This window comes from Bacillus cereus group sp. Bce019 (assembly GCF_051781745.1).
In the GTDB taxonomy this organism is placed as follows: domain Bacteria; phylum Bacillota; class Bacilli; order Bacillales; family Bacillaceae_G; genus Bacillus_A; species Bacillus_A cereus.
Genome location: NZ_JBPWJX010000008.1, coordinates 25,553 through 41,018, shown reverse-complemented (window position 1 = coordinate 41,018; position 15,466 = coordinate 25,553). Strand labels below are relative to the sequence as shown.

The window sequence follows — 15,466 nt, the reverse complement described above, 5'->3', positions numbered from 1 at the left end:
ACATGATTATTTTTATGTGTAAAATGGAAAAAGGCATGATTTCTCATGCCTTTTTCTTGAAATGCAACGAATTTTTATCTTGTAAACTTTGAACAAATCGAAAACATTGCACCATCGATAATAGAAGGATAACAATCATAATTATACTCACTACTACTATTGCATATATTGTAATCGGTGCACTATTTATCCCTTGTATTCCTGCTATTCTTATAAAGATAATCGTAAATAATTTTAAAAATAACATCCCATTAACTAATCCAAAAACAAACGCTGCTCCATAAATGAATAATTGCTCCTGACATAATAAACATAGTACTTCTTTTCTTTTTATATTTTCTGCTACATAAGATGTAAACTCCTCTCTCCTCACTAGCAAAAGGGAGTACATCATTTTATATGTAGTAAAAATACATATGAAAATTAGTACAATAAACAGTGTGTAAAAATACATTTGAAATACAAATGCATCCCCTACTTTCAAAATAGCTCCTTCATTAAATTGTAACGATATCATAAAAAACAAAATCATAATACTCATAGCAATCCACATAAATTGCTTCATCCTTTTGGTAGCAAATGTTCTAATATTTTTTCTCGCTAACCGACATAAAGACATAAAATTCTTCCCCTACCTTATTACATACGCATTCTATACTACTAGTGTATAAAAATATGACATTTTAAACATCGCACTACAATCGGAATTTCTTCTAAGTCTTTAGTCCTAGAAAACGAAATGATAAAAAATCACATTTAGAATATAATTGTAAAAAGGAGGAGATTGCATGCGTATAAAATTACTATCAATCTTGTTTTTATTATTACTCACAAGTTGTAGCCAAATAAAAAACAATGAAGTTGCCATTGTTGAGCCATACAAATTAACAAAAGAGCAAGCTTCTATTTTACAAATGACTCCTTTTCAAGAAGGAAATAGCATGTTTTATAACGTTACGCTTAAAAATGATAAAGATGAAATAAATGCTACAATTGATTATTATAACAATGGTAAAAAAACAAAAGAAATTGCTAATATAGCTACCTCACATTTTTCAAAAAAGAAAGTAAAGCTTTCTTTTTTACCACCACATTTCCAATTCGATAAAGATATACAAGAAAAAAGGCAGTGGTATATGAATATTGAAGGTGCTTCAACGCTTGTTCATGAAGAAGCACCACCAAGCGTAAATAGCTCCGCAACTACTACAATCCAATCTATAAAAAATTTAAAATACAATCAAAAAACAATTTTAGCTGCTGTAATCCAAACAAGTAAAGAAACTGTAAGCGTCCCTACAATTGACGAAGACAAAGGTATTGATTTACTCTTAAAAGAGAATGAACACGTTTATCTATTTAGTATCGAGCTAAAAAAAGAACAATAAAGCGGAAATGCAACTTAAGTTGCATTTCCGCTTTATTGTTTAACAAGGTGTACTTTTATAAATCTGAATTAACTTCATTTTCTGTTACTACTATTACTCATCTTCTACTTCTATTCTTTTCTTCTCTCTTGCAATTTTTAAAAACTCTAGCAACTCTGGATTACTATTCATTTTTTTGTAAGCCACTGACATTTCTGCCACAAAATTAGAATCATATAATTCTTTATATACAACTTCTGTTTTATATAACTTATTTGCCGATACGGGTATTACTGTAATTCCAATCCCTGCCGCTACAAGCCCCATAACTGTTTGATACTCTGTTGCTTCTTGTACAATACGTGGACTAAATCCAACTTCTCTGCAAAGAGATAAAATTGTATCATACAAAGCTGGCCATACTGGTCTCGTAATAAATACAAACGGCTCATCTCGTAAATCTTCTATATGTATTTCATCTTTCTCTGCAAGTGGATGTGCCTTTGGTAAACATAAGGTACAAGATAACCTTTGAATTGGCTCTAATTCTAATAATTGTGTTGGAATTGGTGGACGTAAAAAGCCAATATCAATACGGTTATCATGAAGTGCATGAACTTGATCTGGTGTTGACAATTCATGTAATGCAACAGACACTCTCGGAAATTTCTTTCTATATTCCCTAACAATTGATGGTAAAATATCATATATCGCCGCACCTACAAAACCAATTGAAAGTGATCCTACTTCTCCCCTTTGCGCACTTTGTGCAACTTCTACTGCTTTTTCAATTTGTTCAAACGCTTTTTTTACTTCTTTTAAAAACATTTCTCCTGCTTCTGTTAGTTCAACCTTTCTTTTCGTTCTTGAAAATAATGTAACTCCCATTTCTTTTTCTAATTGCTGTATTTGTTGACTAAGTGGTGGTTGTGTCATTTGTAAACGAGCAGCTGCCCGTCCAAAGTGTAACTCTTCTGCCACAACAACAAAATATTGCAAATGCCGTAATTCCATTTTTGGACACCCTTTTCACTTTCGATTAATATGTCTAATATATTAATAACATATAATTTATATATTAGACAAATATTTTGAATGAACGTATAGTAGAAATTGTTAATTCTTTTTTACAATTTTTATGTAAAAAAAGAAAGAGGTGGTTACTGTATGAAATGGTGGAAGTTAAGCGGACAAATTTTGTTACTATTTTGTTTCGCTTGGACAGGTGAATGGATTGCAAAACAGGCACACCTCCCAGTTCCAGGAAGTATAATCGGTATTTTTTTATTATTAATTTCGTTAAAATTTAACATAGTTAAGAAAGAATGGATACAGGACGGAGCAGATTTTTTATTAAAAGAACTTATTTTATTTTTCATCCCTTCTGCAGTCGCTGTCATACGTTACAGAGATACATTAACACAATATGGAATCGATCTCATTTTAATTATTATGATTAGCACTCTTTGCGTTACCTTAGTTACAGGACTTTTAACAGAATTGCTACTAAAGCGGAAAGGATCAACGCAATGATCGGATTTCTTTGTTTATTATTAACACTATTCACATATTGGATATCAAAAAAAATGTATCAACGTTGGAATTGGAGTCTACTTTCTCCTCTTCTCGTCTGTCCCATTATTTTAATTGCTTTATTGCTCGGATTAGATACACCTTATGAAACATATGAATCTGGTGGTCACTGGTTAACTGAATTATTAAAGCCCGCAACAGTTGCTTTTGCATGGCCAATCTATAAATATTTTGATTTATTAAAGAAACATGGAATGGCTATCTTACTTAATGTCATTGTCGGTTCGTTTTTATCAGTTATTACTTCAGCACTACTAGCAAATTATTTTCAAATTGATTCATCACTAGAACATAGTTTAGCACCACATATCGTAACAACACCAATCGCAATGGCTATTTCAGAAATGATTGGTGGTATGTCACAATTAACTGCTGTATTTGTCGTTTTAACTGCCTTAACAGGAGCATTGCTCGGTCCTTCTCTCATACGTATTTGCCGTATTAAAACAGCAATCGCAAAAGGTATTATGTTAGGAACAAGCGCAAATGGAACCGGTACATCAAAAGCATTCGAAATCGGTCCTGTGGAAGGAACAATTGCAAGTTTATCCATGCTTTTAACAGCAGGCGCTAGTTTAGTTATCGTTCCGCTTTTCTTGTCTTGGATACATTAAAGAAGCAAGTATTTACATACTTGCTTCTTTATCTATATATTGGCACAGCAATTCATAATCCTCTGGAAAAGCTAAACACAATTGTTCAACTTCATGTATCCCTTTCCAAGCAATTTCATGTATTAACTCATCAGGATCTTGGATTTTCATATTACCGCCTATTTGTTTAACAAAATAATAATGGACATACACTGGAACACCGTATGTAATACCCTCTTTTTCATATATTTTATTTACCACTTCCACATTGTAACCTGTTTCTTCCCAAACTTCCCTGATACAAGATTCTTCTAGTGTCTCTCCCTTTTCAAGTCCTCCACTTGGGACAGACCATCTTTTTTCTTCTCCCTCTTTGCCCTGCAGTACCATTAAAACTTCATTTCTTTCATTTACACATACCGCTGCACTACCTATCCATCTCTCCATAAACATCCCTCCCCTACTAAAATTCGCCCTCTTTATTATTTTCCCCTTGAAAAAAGAGGAAAATAATAAAACAATGACGAAAAATTACATCAACTTCATAGACAATCCTTGTTTAGAAATTAAAACTGGAAGGATGAAAATATGATTTCTAATTATGTTGTGGAATGTGTCTTTTGTGAAGAAAATCGAAAGGCTCGCCAAGCTATTGTCACAGTTCCCGCGACTACTCAGCTACTAGCCATTGAAAAAGTGCGTGCGGAATGCAAACGTCGCTTCGGAAAAACTGTATTATTACAAACAGAAATTAAAGAAAAAATTGTTTTTGAACAAAAAGAAAGCCGACCATAAATTGGTCAGCTTTCTTATCCGATCATATTTTCACATGAAGATTAGGGGCATCCTCTTTAAGGATCGGGATTTTCCCATTATGTACGTTCCATAATGGTCATCGAACAATATATTTCTATGCAATTAACTATTGAATAGAATAGGGCAAAACTTGTTCGCATTTTTAGAAAAGGGATAGGGATATAATTCAAGTAGTACTTCGAATACTCGAACTTTACACTCATAATATTAAAACAAATCCTTTTATATGGGAAATATGAATTACCTACATAATTCATTCGTAAAATATATTAATAGTTTGCTATATTAATTTTATCCCGCTATTTGTAAGCAGTAACCCCCTACTTATTATAATTTCACCTTACTCTATCAATAGCATACATCCAGCTAAAACCGGTGTCATAATCATCGAAAACCTCAAAAGCATTCGCGGTGCATAATTTGTAAACTTCGCGCCAATATATGCCCCTAACATGGTCCCAATTAATACTTGCAATAACAATATATAATCTAAATATCCTTCCGAACTATATCCTAGACCGCCTCCAATTGCAATCGGTAATATAACAAGCATTGTTGTCCCTACAGATTGCTGAATCGTTAATCCCAATAGAACCATTAATCCAAGCTGAATAAACGGTGCAGAACCAATCCCAAATGAACCAGCCATCATTCCAGTAACTAATCCAAGGCATATACATTTCAACAAGTAGTTCATGGAAAACTCTTTATGCTTATATAAAGATGACTGTTCTTTGTTTTGGAACATAATTAATTTAATAAACATAAAAATTGCCGATAAAAATAACATCCCAGCTGTAAACCAATGAAGAAGATGTGCTGGTATAAGTGAACCAAATTTAGAACCAATATAAGAGCCAATTGCGCCAAATCCCCCAACAATCCCGCCTATAATAAGTGCTACATTACCTTCACGGTAATGACTGACAACACCTGATAATGTCGTAAACGCCATTGCAGTTAAAGATGTTGCAAGAGCAACATGAATAGGAATATGAAATACTAAAGTGAGTATCGCGATAATAAACCCAGCTCCTCCAGCTCCAACAAATCCTAATAAAATACCCATTACTAACATTGTTATAATAATTGCCACAGACTTTCCCTCCAGTAACACAATTATCCATCATATTTATCCTTACATACAAATAAAAAGCATCCTAGATGGATGCTTTTTATTTCAATGATATGTACTTAATCTTGATTAATCAAAATGACCGCTGGACCAGCTACTACTACTCCAGCTACTTCTATTTTTTCAAATTCCTTTACTGTAATAGATATAACTCCTTCTCTTTCCATCAATTCTTTACTCAGGACATCAGTCGGGATTGCTTTCACCGTCTTACCTCCTTTTCATTTATACAATATGATAAAGTGAAACTTTCATCAGTGGGGTTTTTGTCCGTACTTATTGATTATTAACCCTCACCAATCGGGCGAATAATCGCCCAATGCATCTATATATATGCATCACCTCCGCTTTCATTCCTTATTCCACTCAAAAACCTTCTCCCCCTTCCTTGACATATTGAAAAATAAAAAAGAAGCTATAACATATAGCTTCCCTCCACGTTTCTTTAATCTTTATGCACCGTATATTCCATGACTTTACCATCTCTATCAAATTGTAAAATAAGCTGTTCGCTATCTATTGGGATAAAGCCACGTTCAGTCCCAAGATAATACAAAGTGATAACTCCTTCTCCCCCACTTCTCGTTTCCGTTGGGGCTCCTAACAATTGTGTAATTTCTTCATTTGATTTCCCTTTTAATTTATATTTTTGTAATAGATCATCTACCATATGTACCCGCTTATCTGCATGATTTAACCATCTATTTTGATTAAACTTTGATGTATATTCATTTACACTTAGTTGTACAGTGCACACTATTAATGGTATGAGTGCTACTATTAACCCCCCCAACATTTGCTTCTTTTCTTCATTACGATTTTTAGAAACATATAAAATAGCCCTTTGAATCATGACTAATAAAACAAATGGTATGAATACTACAAAAATGCTCCTTACACTTAAGGGTATATGGACCATATCAATGACGAATATAAATACAATGTACATTACTATATATAAACAAAAAGAGACATACAAAATGCCACGTAGCATAGCGTTCAGAAAGATCTCCCCTTTTAACTCACTATATAATTCATCCGGCTAATCATTTCTTGAATCTGTTCTAATTCTTGCACTGTATATACTACTTCCCCTGCTAATATTTCATTTCTAAAGAACGTTACAATTTGCTCCCGATCTTTTAATCTAGGTGTTTCCTCACTAGAAAGGTCTACTATTTCTTTTCCATTTTTATTATAAAAATATACAACTGGTTTTACTTTTTCTTTTATACTATTAGCCTGCATTTCTTTCAAACCACTGTATAAAATTTGAGATAGTTTCTTCGCCCTATATACTGGATTCCCTTCATTTTTCACTTGTATAGTTGACGAATCTTTACCTACTATATATTCAAATGTCTCTTCTTTTTCAACTTCTTGTTGATACTTACCCATTTCATCAATCATAAATGAATATATACCAGCATTTTCTTTCGTTAAACCATGAATTAATTTCTCTTCCCATTCTTTCGTCTCAAGTAGATAAATACCAGTTTTGCACAAGATGAGATGATGGATTCGATTATCGTTTATTTCACTATTATTTTTAATAAAAACATTCGGCATGATTTGAATTTCAGCATCTAATATGGTGCCTTGCTCTATGAATCCTCGTTTCATATAATGTAATGTTTCGTACGTATTCATTTCAGCGCCGTTTTTAGTATATTCTCGTAGATTTGCAATTAGTTTTTGAAACATATGTATTTCGTTATTATGTTTATTTTGCATTTCACTACGTTCTTTACTATGCTGCACAGCTAATTGATTTTTCATCATACGCATATTTTCAATTTCTCTATTTGCACTTACTTGTAAATCATTGTATTTTTTCTGTTCCATATTTTTTAAATTATTTTGTTGTTCTTTATGCTCTATCACCGTAGCTGCAATTTCATTTTTATACGTTTCAATCGCTTGTTTCTTTTCAAATTCTACTTGCTGACTCTCTGATTCTAACTGTTTATTTTTATAAAACAGCACAAATACTACAGCTAATAATATTAAAACCGCACCTATTAGCACATAATTCATATTTTTACCCCTTTATTTCATTTTCGATTATTTTTTTATAAATATATCTATTATAGTATACTATGGTTTCGATATAGACTTTGTAAAAGTTGTATATTTTTAATAAAAGGCACCTCTGACGGGGCACCTTTTATTTTCACTCTATTGTACACCATACTGAATATAACTTGGATCATAGTATATCCATTGATTTGTCCCTAAGCAAAGCCATCCATCTTGCTTACTCCATACTCGATACGATTCACCATGATGTAACTGTCTTATAACATTTCCATTTAATGATGGAGCATCACGCAAATTTACATTATCACCAGTAATAGTCGCCACATAATGTTTATACTGAATATAACTCGGATCATTATATACCCACTGATTTGTCCCTAAACAAAGCCATCCATCTTGTTCTCCCCAAACTTCATATGTTTCGCCACGATTCAATTGGCGAATTACACTAGACTGCAAAGATGGTCCACTTCTCAAATTCACATTATCTCCATTAATTATAGCAACCCCGTACACTGGAGTTGCATTATTAGGCGGGGAAACATTACCTCCACCACTTGCTCCATTCCCTTTTAAAGCTTCTAATGAAACTGCAGCTGATACATCACAATTTCCTACGCCTGAAATTTGTCCAGAATCTGTGTACTGCCACGCTGTCCACGTTGTCCATCCACCAGCATCAGCAGGCGGTGTACTCGAGTATTTAGCAATCCAAAGCGGTATATCACTTAATCCGCTAATTCCGAACTCATTAATATACCAAACTCCTGTATATAACATTACATCTTTTCCAGTAGCCTGTTTCACATAATTTATGAAGCTTCTTGCCCAATTCGATATAGCGTTACCAGTTAAATTACTGTTACTCGGATCTATTGGTGATTCTAAATCCAGAACTGGCATTAAGTCTGTCTGGTTATTTTGTAATATACTCACAAAATATTTTGCCTCTGAAATTGCATCATTTTGTTCTGGGCGCGCAAAATGGTATGCACCAATTAATACATTCGCATTTCGTGCTGCTTGTACATTCTTAGTAAAAGTAGGATCAATGTAGTTTACACCTTCTGTCGCTTTTGCATACGCTGCTGGAATTCCAGATGCCTTCACTGCATTCCAATCAATATTCCCTTCCCAATGAGACACATCAATAAACGTAACATTTGAACTTGATCTGTTTTGCATATAAAATCTCCTATCATTTTTTTACTTCGTATACATACAATATGTACAAGTTTCATAAGAGGACACGACATTTATGCTATAGAAACAAAGAGTAAACATATTTTGTATACAAAATAAAAAAGACCTTATATTACAAGGCCTTTTGCAAACTCACTTTATTTTGTAGCAAATACATATTATAATACAAACCTTGCTCACTTAATAATTCTTGATGTGTCCCTCTCTCTACTATCTCTCCATCATGCATCACAAAAATTTGATCCGCATCTTGAATTGTAGATAACCTATGCGCAATGGCTATCGTCGTTCTACCTTTTCGCATTTGTTGCAACGCTGTTTGAATAGCCTCTTCTGTTTCTGTATCGATATTAGCTGTTGCTTCATCTAATACTAATACTTTCGGATTCGTTGCTATCGTTCTAGCGAAAGCAATTAATTGTCGTTGACCGCTTGAAAATGCTGCACCTCTTTCTACTACTTCTGTTTCATACTGTTTTGGTAACTTTTCAATAAACGTATTCGCTTGCACAAATCGAGCAGCTTCTTTTACTTCTTCATCCGTAATTTCTTCATTATACATACGAATATTTTGCTTTACATTTCCAGCAAATAAAAATGCATCTTGCAATACGAGTCCTATTTTCTTTCTAATCTCTCGTTCTTCAAATTTTTCTAAATCTACACCGTCTATTACAATATTTCCTGACTTAATATTATAAAATCGCATTAACAAATTCATAATCGTACTTTTTCCGCTACCAGTATGCCCAACAAAAGCAACCGTTTGCCCTTGTTTCACGTGAAATGATACATTTTTTAAAACGTCACGCTTTCCATCATATGAAAAAGTAACATTTTTAAATTCAATATCTCCATCCACGATTTGAGGATTCTCATTACCTTTTTGAACCGGTGCTAAATCTTTCTCGTCCATTAAATGAAATACACGTGATGACGAAACAAGTGCCTGTTGGAAGAAGGACAATTTCATCATCATCTCATTTACAGGTTGGAAGAAACGATGTATATAGTTAACAAAAGCATATAAAACTCCTACTTCAACAGGGCTCTTTAAAGCATCAATCCCAAATAAACCTAGTACTAACGCAATAGCTACAATATGTACTAAATCCGTAGCTGGTCGTAAAAGTAATGCGTCTAACTTCAAAGTACGTCGCCCTGCACTATAATGTTTATTATTCACTTCTTCAAACTCTTTTCTCATACGTTTTTCTTGTCTGAACACTTGAACAATATTCATTCCTTGTATGGACTCGTTCAACCTTGCATTTAACACGCTTAGTTGATTACGTACTTCTAAATAAAAAGCTGCACTTTTCCGGCGATATAATACCATAATCGCAAACATTATCGGAATTAATACGAGAGAAAATAGCGCTAATTTTACATCTAATAAAAACATCGCTACTAAAATACCTACTAAAAAGACTACATTTTTTACAAATGTTGATAATACACTGACATAAAAATCTTTAATCGCTTCCGTATCATTTGTTATACGCGATACAAGTGTACCAATCGGCGTACGATCAAAGAAACTTAATGACAGCTTTTGAACATGTTCATATACTTCAACTCGCATATCTTGAACAATCTTAAAAGCAATGTTCTGAAAGTACAATAGATTTAAATACGTAAATAGTACTTTTAATAAATGAGCAACTATGTAAATTACAAATAAAGTAACGAGCGCTGATCGTTCAAAATCCCGCGGTACTAGGTGTTCATCGAGGAATTGTTTAATTAAAAAAGGACCCATCATTTCCGTTACTGTCGCACCAACTAAAAAGATAAATGCTAAAGATAGTAACCCTTTATATGGCTTCATATAGGAAAGCAATCTACTTAAATCACTTCGCTTCTTCTCTACCATCATACGCCTCCTTTCTCGACTAAAGCTTCTAATTGCTGGCTTTCATACATTTCCTTATACCAGCCGTTTTCCTTCATTAATTCCTCATGTGTACCTCTTTGTACAATTCTACCTTCATCAACAACAAGAATAAGATTGGCATGCTGAATTGCACTTAATCGGTGTGCAGTAATAATCGTCGTTTTCCCTGCTCTCTCCCTCTTTAAGGCACTTAAAATCGTCTCTTCTGTTTTTGCATCTACCGCTGATAAACAATCATCCAAAATTAAAATTTCAGCATTTGTTAATAAAGCACGAGCAATAGAGATTCGCTGTTTTTGACCACCAGATAACGAAACACCTCTTTCCCCTACTACTGTTTCATATCCTTCTGAAAATTGGAGGATGTCATTATGAATACAAGCAATCTCTGCTGCTTGGGTAATTTCATTATATGTAGCATCCGCCTTTCCAAAGGCAATATTCTCGCCAATACTTGCTGAAAATAAAAAATGATCTTGCGGCACGTATGAAATGGCAGAACGGACACCATGAAGTGTTATATCTCGAATATCTCGCTCCCCAATTTTTAATTCACCATTAAAATGATCATACTCACGGATTAAACATTTTAATAAAGTCGTTTTCCCTGCGCCTGTACGTCCTACAACTCCTAGCGTTTCGCCCTTCTTCAAATCAAAGTGAATATCGTTTAAATGTAACAATTCATTTTTCTTATACGAAAATGAATCAACGGCAAACGAAACATTACCGCTCGCTATTGTATGTACAGCATTTTCGCTATTTACTACATCTGATTTTTGTGAAAGAATTTTTTCTACACGGTCATATGAAGCACGCCCACGCTCCATAATATTGAATAACCATCCAAACGCTAACATTGGCCAAACGAGGGTACCTAAATATGTCGTAAATGTAACGAGATCACCTACTGTTAATTCACCTCTTACAACTAATACCGATCCGTAACATACTGCGATTAAAAAAGAAAATCCAACGATAAGAGAGATTGTCGGATCAAATAACGAATCAATACGTGCAACTAACACATTTTTATGTACAACATCTTCTGATTTTCTTCGAAACGCCTGTAAATCTTCTTTCTCTTGTCCAAGCGAACGAATCACTTTCATTCCACTCATACTCTCTTGCACTTTATCATTGATTTCCGAAAACGATTGCTGTGCTTTATGAAACCTTTTATGTAATAAAGTTCCATAATAATTTGTCGAAATAGCTACAATCGGCATTGGAATTAAACTTAATAATGTTAACTTCCAACTAATTGTAAAACCCATCGCTACGAGTACACATCCTCCGACAGCTAATGAGTCAACAAGCGTCAAAACACCTGCTCCAGCAGTTTGCTGGATCGCTTGAATATCATTGGTCGCATGTGCCATTAAATCACCTGTCCGATTTGACTGATAGAAAGATGGACTCATCTTTGTAAAATGTTCATACAAATTTTTTCGTAATTGGCGAGCTAATTTTAATGAAGACCCGAAAATCATAATACGCCATATGTAACGTAATATGTACATCGTAATACCTACAATTACTAATAGTACAACCCATTTTAGTAACTTATCGGTCGTCAATGTTCCATCATTAATTTCATCTACAACGATTCCAATTACTTTTGGTGCTACAAGTTCTAAAAGTGCAACGCCAAACAATAAAATAATTCCAGTTATGTACGCTCGTTTTTCTTGTTTAAAAAACCACGCTAAATTCATAAACACTTTCATTTTTTTCCTCCTCCCTTAAAATGAGCGATGTTTTCAGTTTACCAAAAATACAGAATTTTTAAAAGTTTTAAAAACTATAACTAACAAAAAGAAAGACACTCTTAGCGAGTGTCTTTTAGCGCTTATTTCATTTGTTGCTTGTTCATTGCGCTCATCATTTGATTGATTTTCTTTTGGGAAGGTTTTTGTCCCATTTGCATCATCATCATTTTTAACATTTGTTCGTTAATTGGTGGATTTTTTTGTAAGTAATTCATCATGTATTTGCGGGCAATGAAAAATCCTAACGCCACGCCTGCTACTAGTGCTACTACGCCCACTAGAATACCTAACCAAATTGGCATATATTTTCCTCCTTCATGTTGTCTACCTTACAGTGTACTAAAACCTTTTCAATAAGACAAGATACAATTCGACATTTTTTACACATATGTTCGTACTTGTTTTAGAGGATTCAGCCATCCGTACTTTGTATTTTCATAATCCATAGCTAAAAATGTTAATTCACACTTTCTTAACACCTCAAAGAACGTCGTTTCCATAGAGACATTTCCAGAGGTATTCATACGAATATAGTGCGGTTTCACCATTATTTCGCCGTACTCCGCTCCCGTATAAAGTGTATGTGTATGATGTGTTCTATCATATTTACCAAGAACGCGCAAAGCTTGTTCTAATTTATGATGAATTTTCATTACTTGCAATGGCATCGTTATATACATCATTTGCTTATATAACACTTTTTTCTCCGAAAGGGACCCAGATTCTGAAAATCGAGCAAATAAATCAAAAAACAAATATTCACGACCAAAATAAGCTTTCGCAATATCCTCTTGAATTAAATACAATTCATACGTTTTCATTTTTCCACTCCCAATCTGGACAACCTTTTCTCTTCATTATATATAAGAAAATTTGCAATGATTGTCTGACTGCGGAGAGATAAAAAACTTTTTCTGTCGAAAAAACTCATTTACATAGAAAAACCTCTCCATGCCGGAGAGATTTTTCTGAAATCATTAAAGCATTTCTTTTACTTTACGAACAACGTTCTCTACAGTAAATCCATACTCTTCCATAATCTTCTCACCAGGAGCAGAAGCACCGAATGTATCGATACCTAACACATCTCCTTCAAGACCTACGTAACGGTGCCATCCGAATGTAGCACCCATTTCGATTGCGAAACGTTTTGTTACTGCTTTTGGTAATACAGATTCTTTGTACTCTGCAGTTTGAGCTTCGAAGCGATCCATAGATGGCATGCTGACAACAGCTGCGTCAACGCCGTCTACCGCTAATGCTTTTTGAGCTTCAACAGCTAGGCTTACTTCAGATCCAGTTGCAAGTAAGATTACGTCAGCCGTTTCTTTCTTGCTTGCAGAAACTACATATGCACCTTTTGCTACTTTTTCATACGTATCATCTTTTGCACCTTCTAATGTTGGAAGGTCTTGACGAGTTAATACTAAAGCAGTTGGTTTGTTTGTAGATTCTAAAGCTAGTCTCCAAGCTGCAACAGATTCGTTACCATCAGCAGGACGGATAACAGAAACGTTTGGCATTGCACGAAGCGCTGCTAATTGCTCGATTGGTTCATGTGTTGGACCATCTTCACCAACAGCGATACTGTCATGTGTGAATACATACGTTACTGGCAATTGCATTAATGCTGCAAGGCGAATTGCTGGACGTAAGTAATCAGAGAATACGAAGAACGTACCACCGTAAGTTTTTAAACCACCATGTAGTGCAATACCGTTCATTGCTGCACCCATTGCGAACTCACGTACACCGTACCAAATGTTTTTACCGCTGTAATCATCTCTTGTAAAGTCTTTTTCGTTATTCATGTATGTTTTGTTAGAACCAGCAAGGTCAGCAGATCCACCGAAGAATGATGGTACAGACTCTGCAATTGCATTAATTACAGCACCAGAAGAATTACGAGTTGCTGCTTTTGATCCTAATTCATAAGTTGGTAAGTTTTGCTCCCAACCTTCTGGAAGTTGACCGTTCATTGCTGCTTGGAATTCGTTTGCTAATTCTGGGTATGCTTGTGCATATTCACCTAGCATCGTGTTCCACTCAGCTTGCGCAGTTTCACCAACATCTTGTACTGTTTTACGGAAGTTGTCATATACTTCTTCTGCTACGTGGAAGTCTTGCTCAGCAGTCCAAGCATATGCTTCTTTCGTTAATTTTGTTTCTTCTACACCAAGTGGAGAACCATGTGAAGCTGATTTTCCTGATTTGTTTGGAGAACCGAAACCAATTGTCGTTCTTACTTCAATTAGCGTTGGGCGTTTTTCGTCAGCTTTCGCTTCTTCAATTGCTTTCGCGATTGCTTCAATATCGTTTCCATCCTCAACACGGATTACTTGCCATCCGTATGCTTTGTAACGATCTTCTACACTTTCAGAGAATGAACGATTTAAATCGCCATCTAATGAAATATCGTTTGAATCGTAAAGCACAACAAGACGACCTAATTGTAAATGAGCAGCTAATGAAGATGCTTCAGCAGAAACGCCCTCCATTAAATCTCCATCACCACAAATAGCGTATGTATAATGATCTACTACATTATACGCATCACGGTTATATTTAGCAGCTAAATGTCTTTCAGCCATTGCCATACCTACAGCAGTTGCAATACCTTGTCCAAGTGGACCAGTCGTTGCATCTACACCAGCTGTATGACCGTACTCAGGATGTCCTGGAGTTTTGCTTCCCCATTGACGGAAGTTCTTTAAGTCATCCATTGTTACATCATAACCAGATAGGTGAAGTAGGCTGTATAATAACATTGAACCATGACCTGCAGATAATACGAAACGATCACGGTTAAACCACGTTGGGTTATTTGGATTGTGTTTCATAAATTGAGTCCATAATGTATAAGCCATTGGTGCTGCACCCATTGGCATTCCTGGGTGACCAGAGTTTGCTTTTTCAATCGCATCGATGGATAATGTGCGAATCGTGTTGATAGAAAGTTGTTCGATTGAATGTGACATGCTATTCTTCCCTTCGCTTATATTAGTAAACGTTTTATACATTTATATGATAGCTTCCCACGCAAGATTATA

17 protein-coding genes are annotated in these 15,466 nt (G+C 34.7%); 4 read left to right on the top strand and 13 right to left on the bottom strand.

Translation table 11 applies throughout. The features are described from left to right. Positions 1-43 precede the first annotated feature (43 nt). Positions 44-619 carry an ABC transporter permease gene (locus ACS2QP_RS13355; protein ID WP_000050617.1) on the bottom strand — a complete coding sequence of 192 codons (576 nt, stop codon included), beginning with the start codon at positions 617-619 and terminating at the stop codon, positions 44-46. Between the two features lie 169 nt (positions 620-788). Here ACS2QP_RS13355 and ACS2QP_RS13350 point away from each other — a divergent pair, with 169 nt between their 5' ends. Then, on the top strand, positions 789-1,388 hold the full coding sequence (locus ACS2QP_RS13350) for a hypothetical protein (protein ID WP_001220617.1): 600 nt from the start codon (positions 789-791) through the stop codon (positions 1,386-1,388). A 93-nt stretch (positions 1,389-1,481) separates the two neighbouring features. Here ACS2QP_RS13350 and alsR read toward each other — a convergent pair whose 3' ends face one another. Then, a complete protein-coding gene (gene alsR, locus ACS2QP_RS13345; RefSeq protein WP_000423234.1) occupies positions 1,482-2,381 on the bottom strand; it encodes an acetoin biosynthesis transcriptional regulator AlsR in 900 nt (299 codons plus the stop codon). Positions 2,382-2,534: 153 nt separating this feature from the next. On the opposite strand from alsR, the gene ACS2QP_RS13340 reads away from it, so the two are divergent. Then, on the top strand, positions 2,535-2,900 hold the full coding sequence (locus ACS2QP_RS13340; RefSeq protein WP_438882502.1) for a CidA/LrgA family holin-like protein: 366 nt from the start codon (positions 2,535-2,537) through the stop codon (positions 2,898-2,900). Further along, positions 2,897-3,574 (top strand): LrgB family protein, encoded by a 678-nt coding sequence (locus ACS2QP_RS13335; protein ID WP_000578954.1) that lies wholly within the window; start codon positions 2,897-2,899, stop codon positions 3,572-3,574. The genes ACS2QP_RS13340 and ACS2QP_RS13335 overlap by 4 nt, the downstream gene beginning before the upstream one ends. Positions 3,575-3,586: 12 nt before the next feature. Here the strand turns inward: ACS2QP_RS13335 and ACS2QP_RS13330 are convergent, their stop codons facing one another. Further along, entirely contained in the window at positions 3,587-4,000 is a 414-nt protein-coding gene (locus tag ACS2QP_RS13330; protein WP_438882501.1) for an NUDIX hydrolase, read from the bottom strand. 141 nt (positions 4,001-4,141) lie between these two features. Between ACS2QP_RS13330 and ACS2QP_RS13325 the strand changes: the two genes are divergently transcribed. Beyond that, positions 4,142-4,348 carry a DUF3903 domain-containing protein gene (locus ACS2QP_RS13325; RefSeq protein WP_000625222.1) on the top strand — a complete coding sequence of 69 codons (207 nt, stop codon included), beginning with the start codon at positions 4,142-4,144 and terminating at the stop codon, positions 4,346-4,348. A gap of 361 nt (positions 4,349-4,709) precedes the next feature. Here the strand turns inward: ACS2QP_RS13325 and ACS2QP_RS13320 are convergent, their stop codons facing one another. From ACS2QP_RS13320 to tkt, 10 genes are all read right to left on the bottom strand, one after another. Further along, positions 4,710-5,465 carry a sulfite exporter TauE/SafE family protein gene (locus ACS2QP_RS13320; RefSeq protein ID WP_059303518.1) on the bottom strand — a complete coding sequence of 252 codons (756 nt, stop codon included), beginning with the start codon at positions 5,463-5,465 and terminating at the stop codon, positions 4,710-4,712. 98 nt (positions 5,466-5,563) lie between these two features. Beyond that, positions 5,564-5,710 carry a BC1881 family protein gene (locus ACS2QP_RS13315; RefSeq protein ID WP_000644411.1) on the bottom strand — a complete coding sequence of 49 codons (147 nt, stop codon included), beginning with the start codon at positions 5,708-5,710 and terminating at the stop codon, positions 5,564-5,566. A gap of 239 nt (positions 5,711-5,949) precedes the next feature. Beyond that, the gene (locus ACS2QP_RS13310; protein ID WP_017673069.1) at positions 5,950-6,498 is read right to left on the bottom strand and encodes a hypothetical protein; all 549 of its coding nucleotides are present in this window, start codon (positions 6,496-6,498) and stop codon (positions 5,950-5,952) included. Between the two features lie 23 nt (positions 6,499-6,521). Continuing rightward, positions 6,522-7,541 carry an NERD domain-containing protein gene (locus ACS2QP_RS13305; RefSeq protein ID WP_001110280.1) on the bottom strand — a complete coding sequence of 340 codons (1,020 nt, stop codon included), beginning with the start codon at positions 7,539-7,541 and terminating at the stop codon, positions 6,522-6,524. 141 nt (positions 7,542-7,682) lie between these two features. Then, positions 7,683-8,729 carry a GH25 family lysozyme gene (locus ACS2QP_RS13300; RefSeq protein ID WP_001181393.1) on the bottom strand — a complete coding sequence of 349 codons (1,047 nt, stop codon included), beginning with the start codon at positions 8,727-8,729 and terminating at the stop codon, positions 7,683-7,685. A 130-nt stretch (positions 8,730-8,859) separates the two neighbouring features. Then, a complete protein-coding gene (locus ACS2QP_RS13295) occupies positions 8,860-10,623 on the bottom strand; it encodes an ABC transporter ATP-binding protein (RefSeq protein ID WP_438882500.1) in 1,764 nt (587 codons plus the stop codon). Further along, positions 10,623-12,374: an ABC transporter ATP-binding protein gene (locus ACS2QP_RS13290; protein ID WP_000862455.1), complete on the bottom strand. Its 1,752-nt coding sequence runs from the start codon at positions 12,372-12,374 to the stop codon at positions 10,623-10,625. Before ACS2QP_RS13290 ends, ACS2QP_RS13295 begins: the two co-directional genes overlap by 1 nt. 122 nt (positions 12,375-12,496) lie before the next feature. After that, positions 12,497-12,718 carry a YneF family protein gene (locus ACS2QP_RS13285; RefSeq protein ID WP_001123317.1) on the bottom strand — a complete coding sequence of 74 codons (222 nt, stop codon included), beginning with the start codon at positions 12,716-12,718 and terminating at the stop codon, positions 12,497-12,499. Between the two features lie 78 nt (positions 12,719-12,796). Further along, positions 12,797-13,237: a sporulation inhibitor of replication protein SirA gene (sirA, locus tag ACS2QP_RS13280; protein WP_000860645.1), complete on the bottom strand. Its 441-nt coding sequence runs from the start codon at positions 13,235-13,237 to the stop codon at positions 12,797-12,799. A 156-nt stretch (positions 13,238-13,393) separates the two neighbouring features. Then, a complete protein-coding gene (gene tkt, locus ACS2QP_RS13275) occupies positions 13,394-15,394 on the bottom strand; it encodes a transketolase (protein WP_000019766.1) in 2,001 nt (666 codons plus the stop codon). Positions 15,395-15,466 lie beyond the last annotated feature (72 nt).

Coding starts and splice junctions, on each gene's coding strand:
- ACS2QP_RS13355 (WP_000050617.1), bottom strand. CDS start 619: ATGTCTTTATGTCGGTTAGCGAGAAAAAATATTAGAACATTTGCTACC.
- ACS2QP_RS13350 (WP_001220617.1), top strand. CDS start 789: ATGCGTATAAAATTACTATCAATCTTGTTTTTATTATTACTCACAAGT.
- alsR (WP_000423234.1), bottom strand. CDS start 2,381: ATGGAATTACGGCATTTGCAATATTTTGTTGTTGTGGCAGAAGAGTTA.
- ACS2QP_RS13340 (WP_438882502.1), top strand. CDS start 2,535: ATGAAATGGTGGAAGTTAAGCGGACAAATTTTGTTACTATTTTGTTTC.
- ACS2QP_RS13335 (WP_000578954.1), top strand. CDS start 2,897: ATGATCGGATTTCTTTGTTTATTATTAACACTATTCACATATTGGATA.
- ACS2QP_RS13330 (WP_438882501.1), bottom strand. CDS start 4,000: ATGGAGAGATGGATAGGTAGTGCAGCGGTATGTGTAAATGAAAGAAAT.
- ACS2QP_RS13325 (WP_000625222.1), top strand. CDS start 4,142: ATGATTTCTAATTATGTTGTGGAATGTGTCTTTTGTGAAGAAAATCGA.
- ACS2QP_RS13310 (WP_017673069.1), bottom strand. CDS start 6,498: ATGCTACGTGGCATTTTGTATGTCTCTTTTTGTTTATATATAGTAATG.
- ACS2QP_RS13305 (WP_001110280.1), bottom strand. CDS start 7,541: ATGAATTATGTGCTAATAGGTGCGGTTTTAATATTATTAGCTGTAGTA.
- ACS2QP_RS13300 (WP_001181393.1), bottom strand. CDS start 8,729: ATGCAAAACAGATCAAGTTCAAATGTTACGTTTATTGATGTGTCTCAT.
- ACS2QP_RS13295 (WP_438882500.1), bottom strand. CDS start 10,623: ATGGTAGAGAAGAAGCGAAGTGATTTAAGTAGATTGCTTTCCTATATG.
- ACS2QP_RS13290 (WP_000862455.1), bottom strand. CDS start 12,374: ATGAAAGTGTTTATGAATTTAGCGTGGTTTTTTAAACAAGAAAAACGA.
- ACS2QP_RS13285 (WP_001123317.1), bottom strand. CDS start 12,718: ATGCCAATTTGGTTAGGTATTCTAGTGGGCGTAGTAGCACTAGTAGCA.
- sirA (WP_000860645.1), bottom strand. CDS start 13,237: ATGAAAACGTATGAATTGTATTTAATTCAAGAGGATATTGCGAAAGCT.
- tkt (WP_000019766.1), bottom strand. CDS start 15,394: ATGTCACATTCAATCGAACAACTTTCTATCAACACGATTCGCACATTA.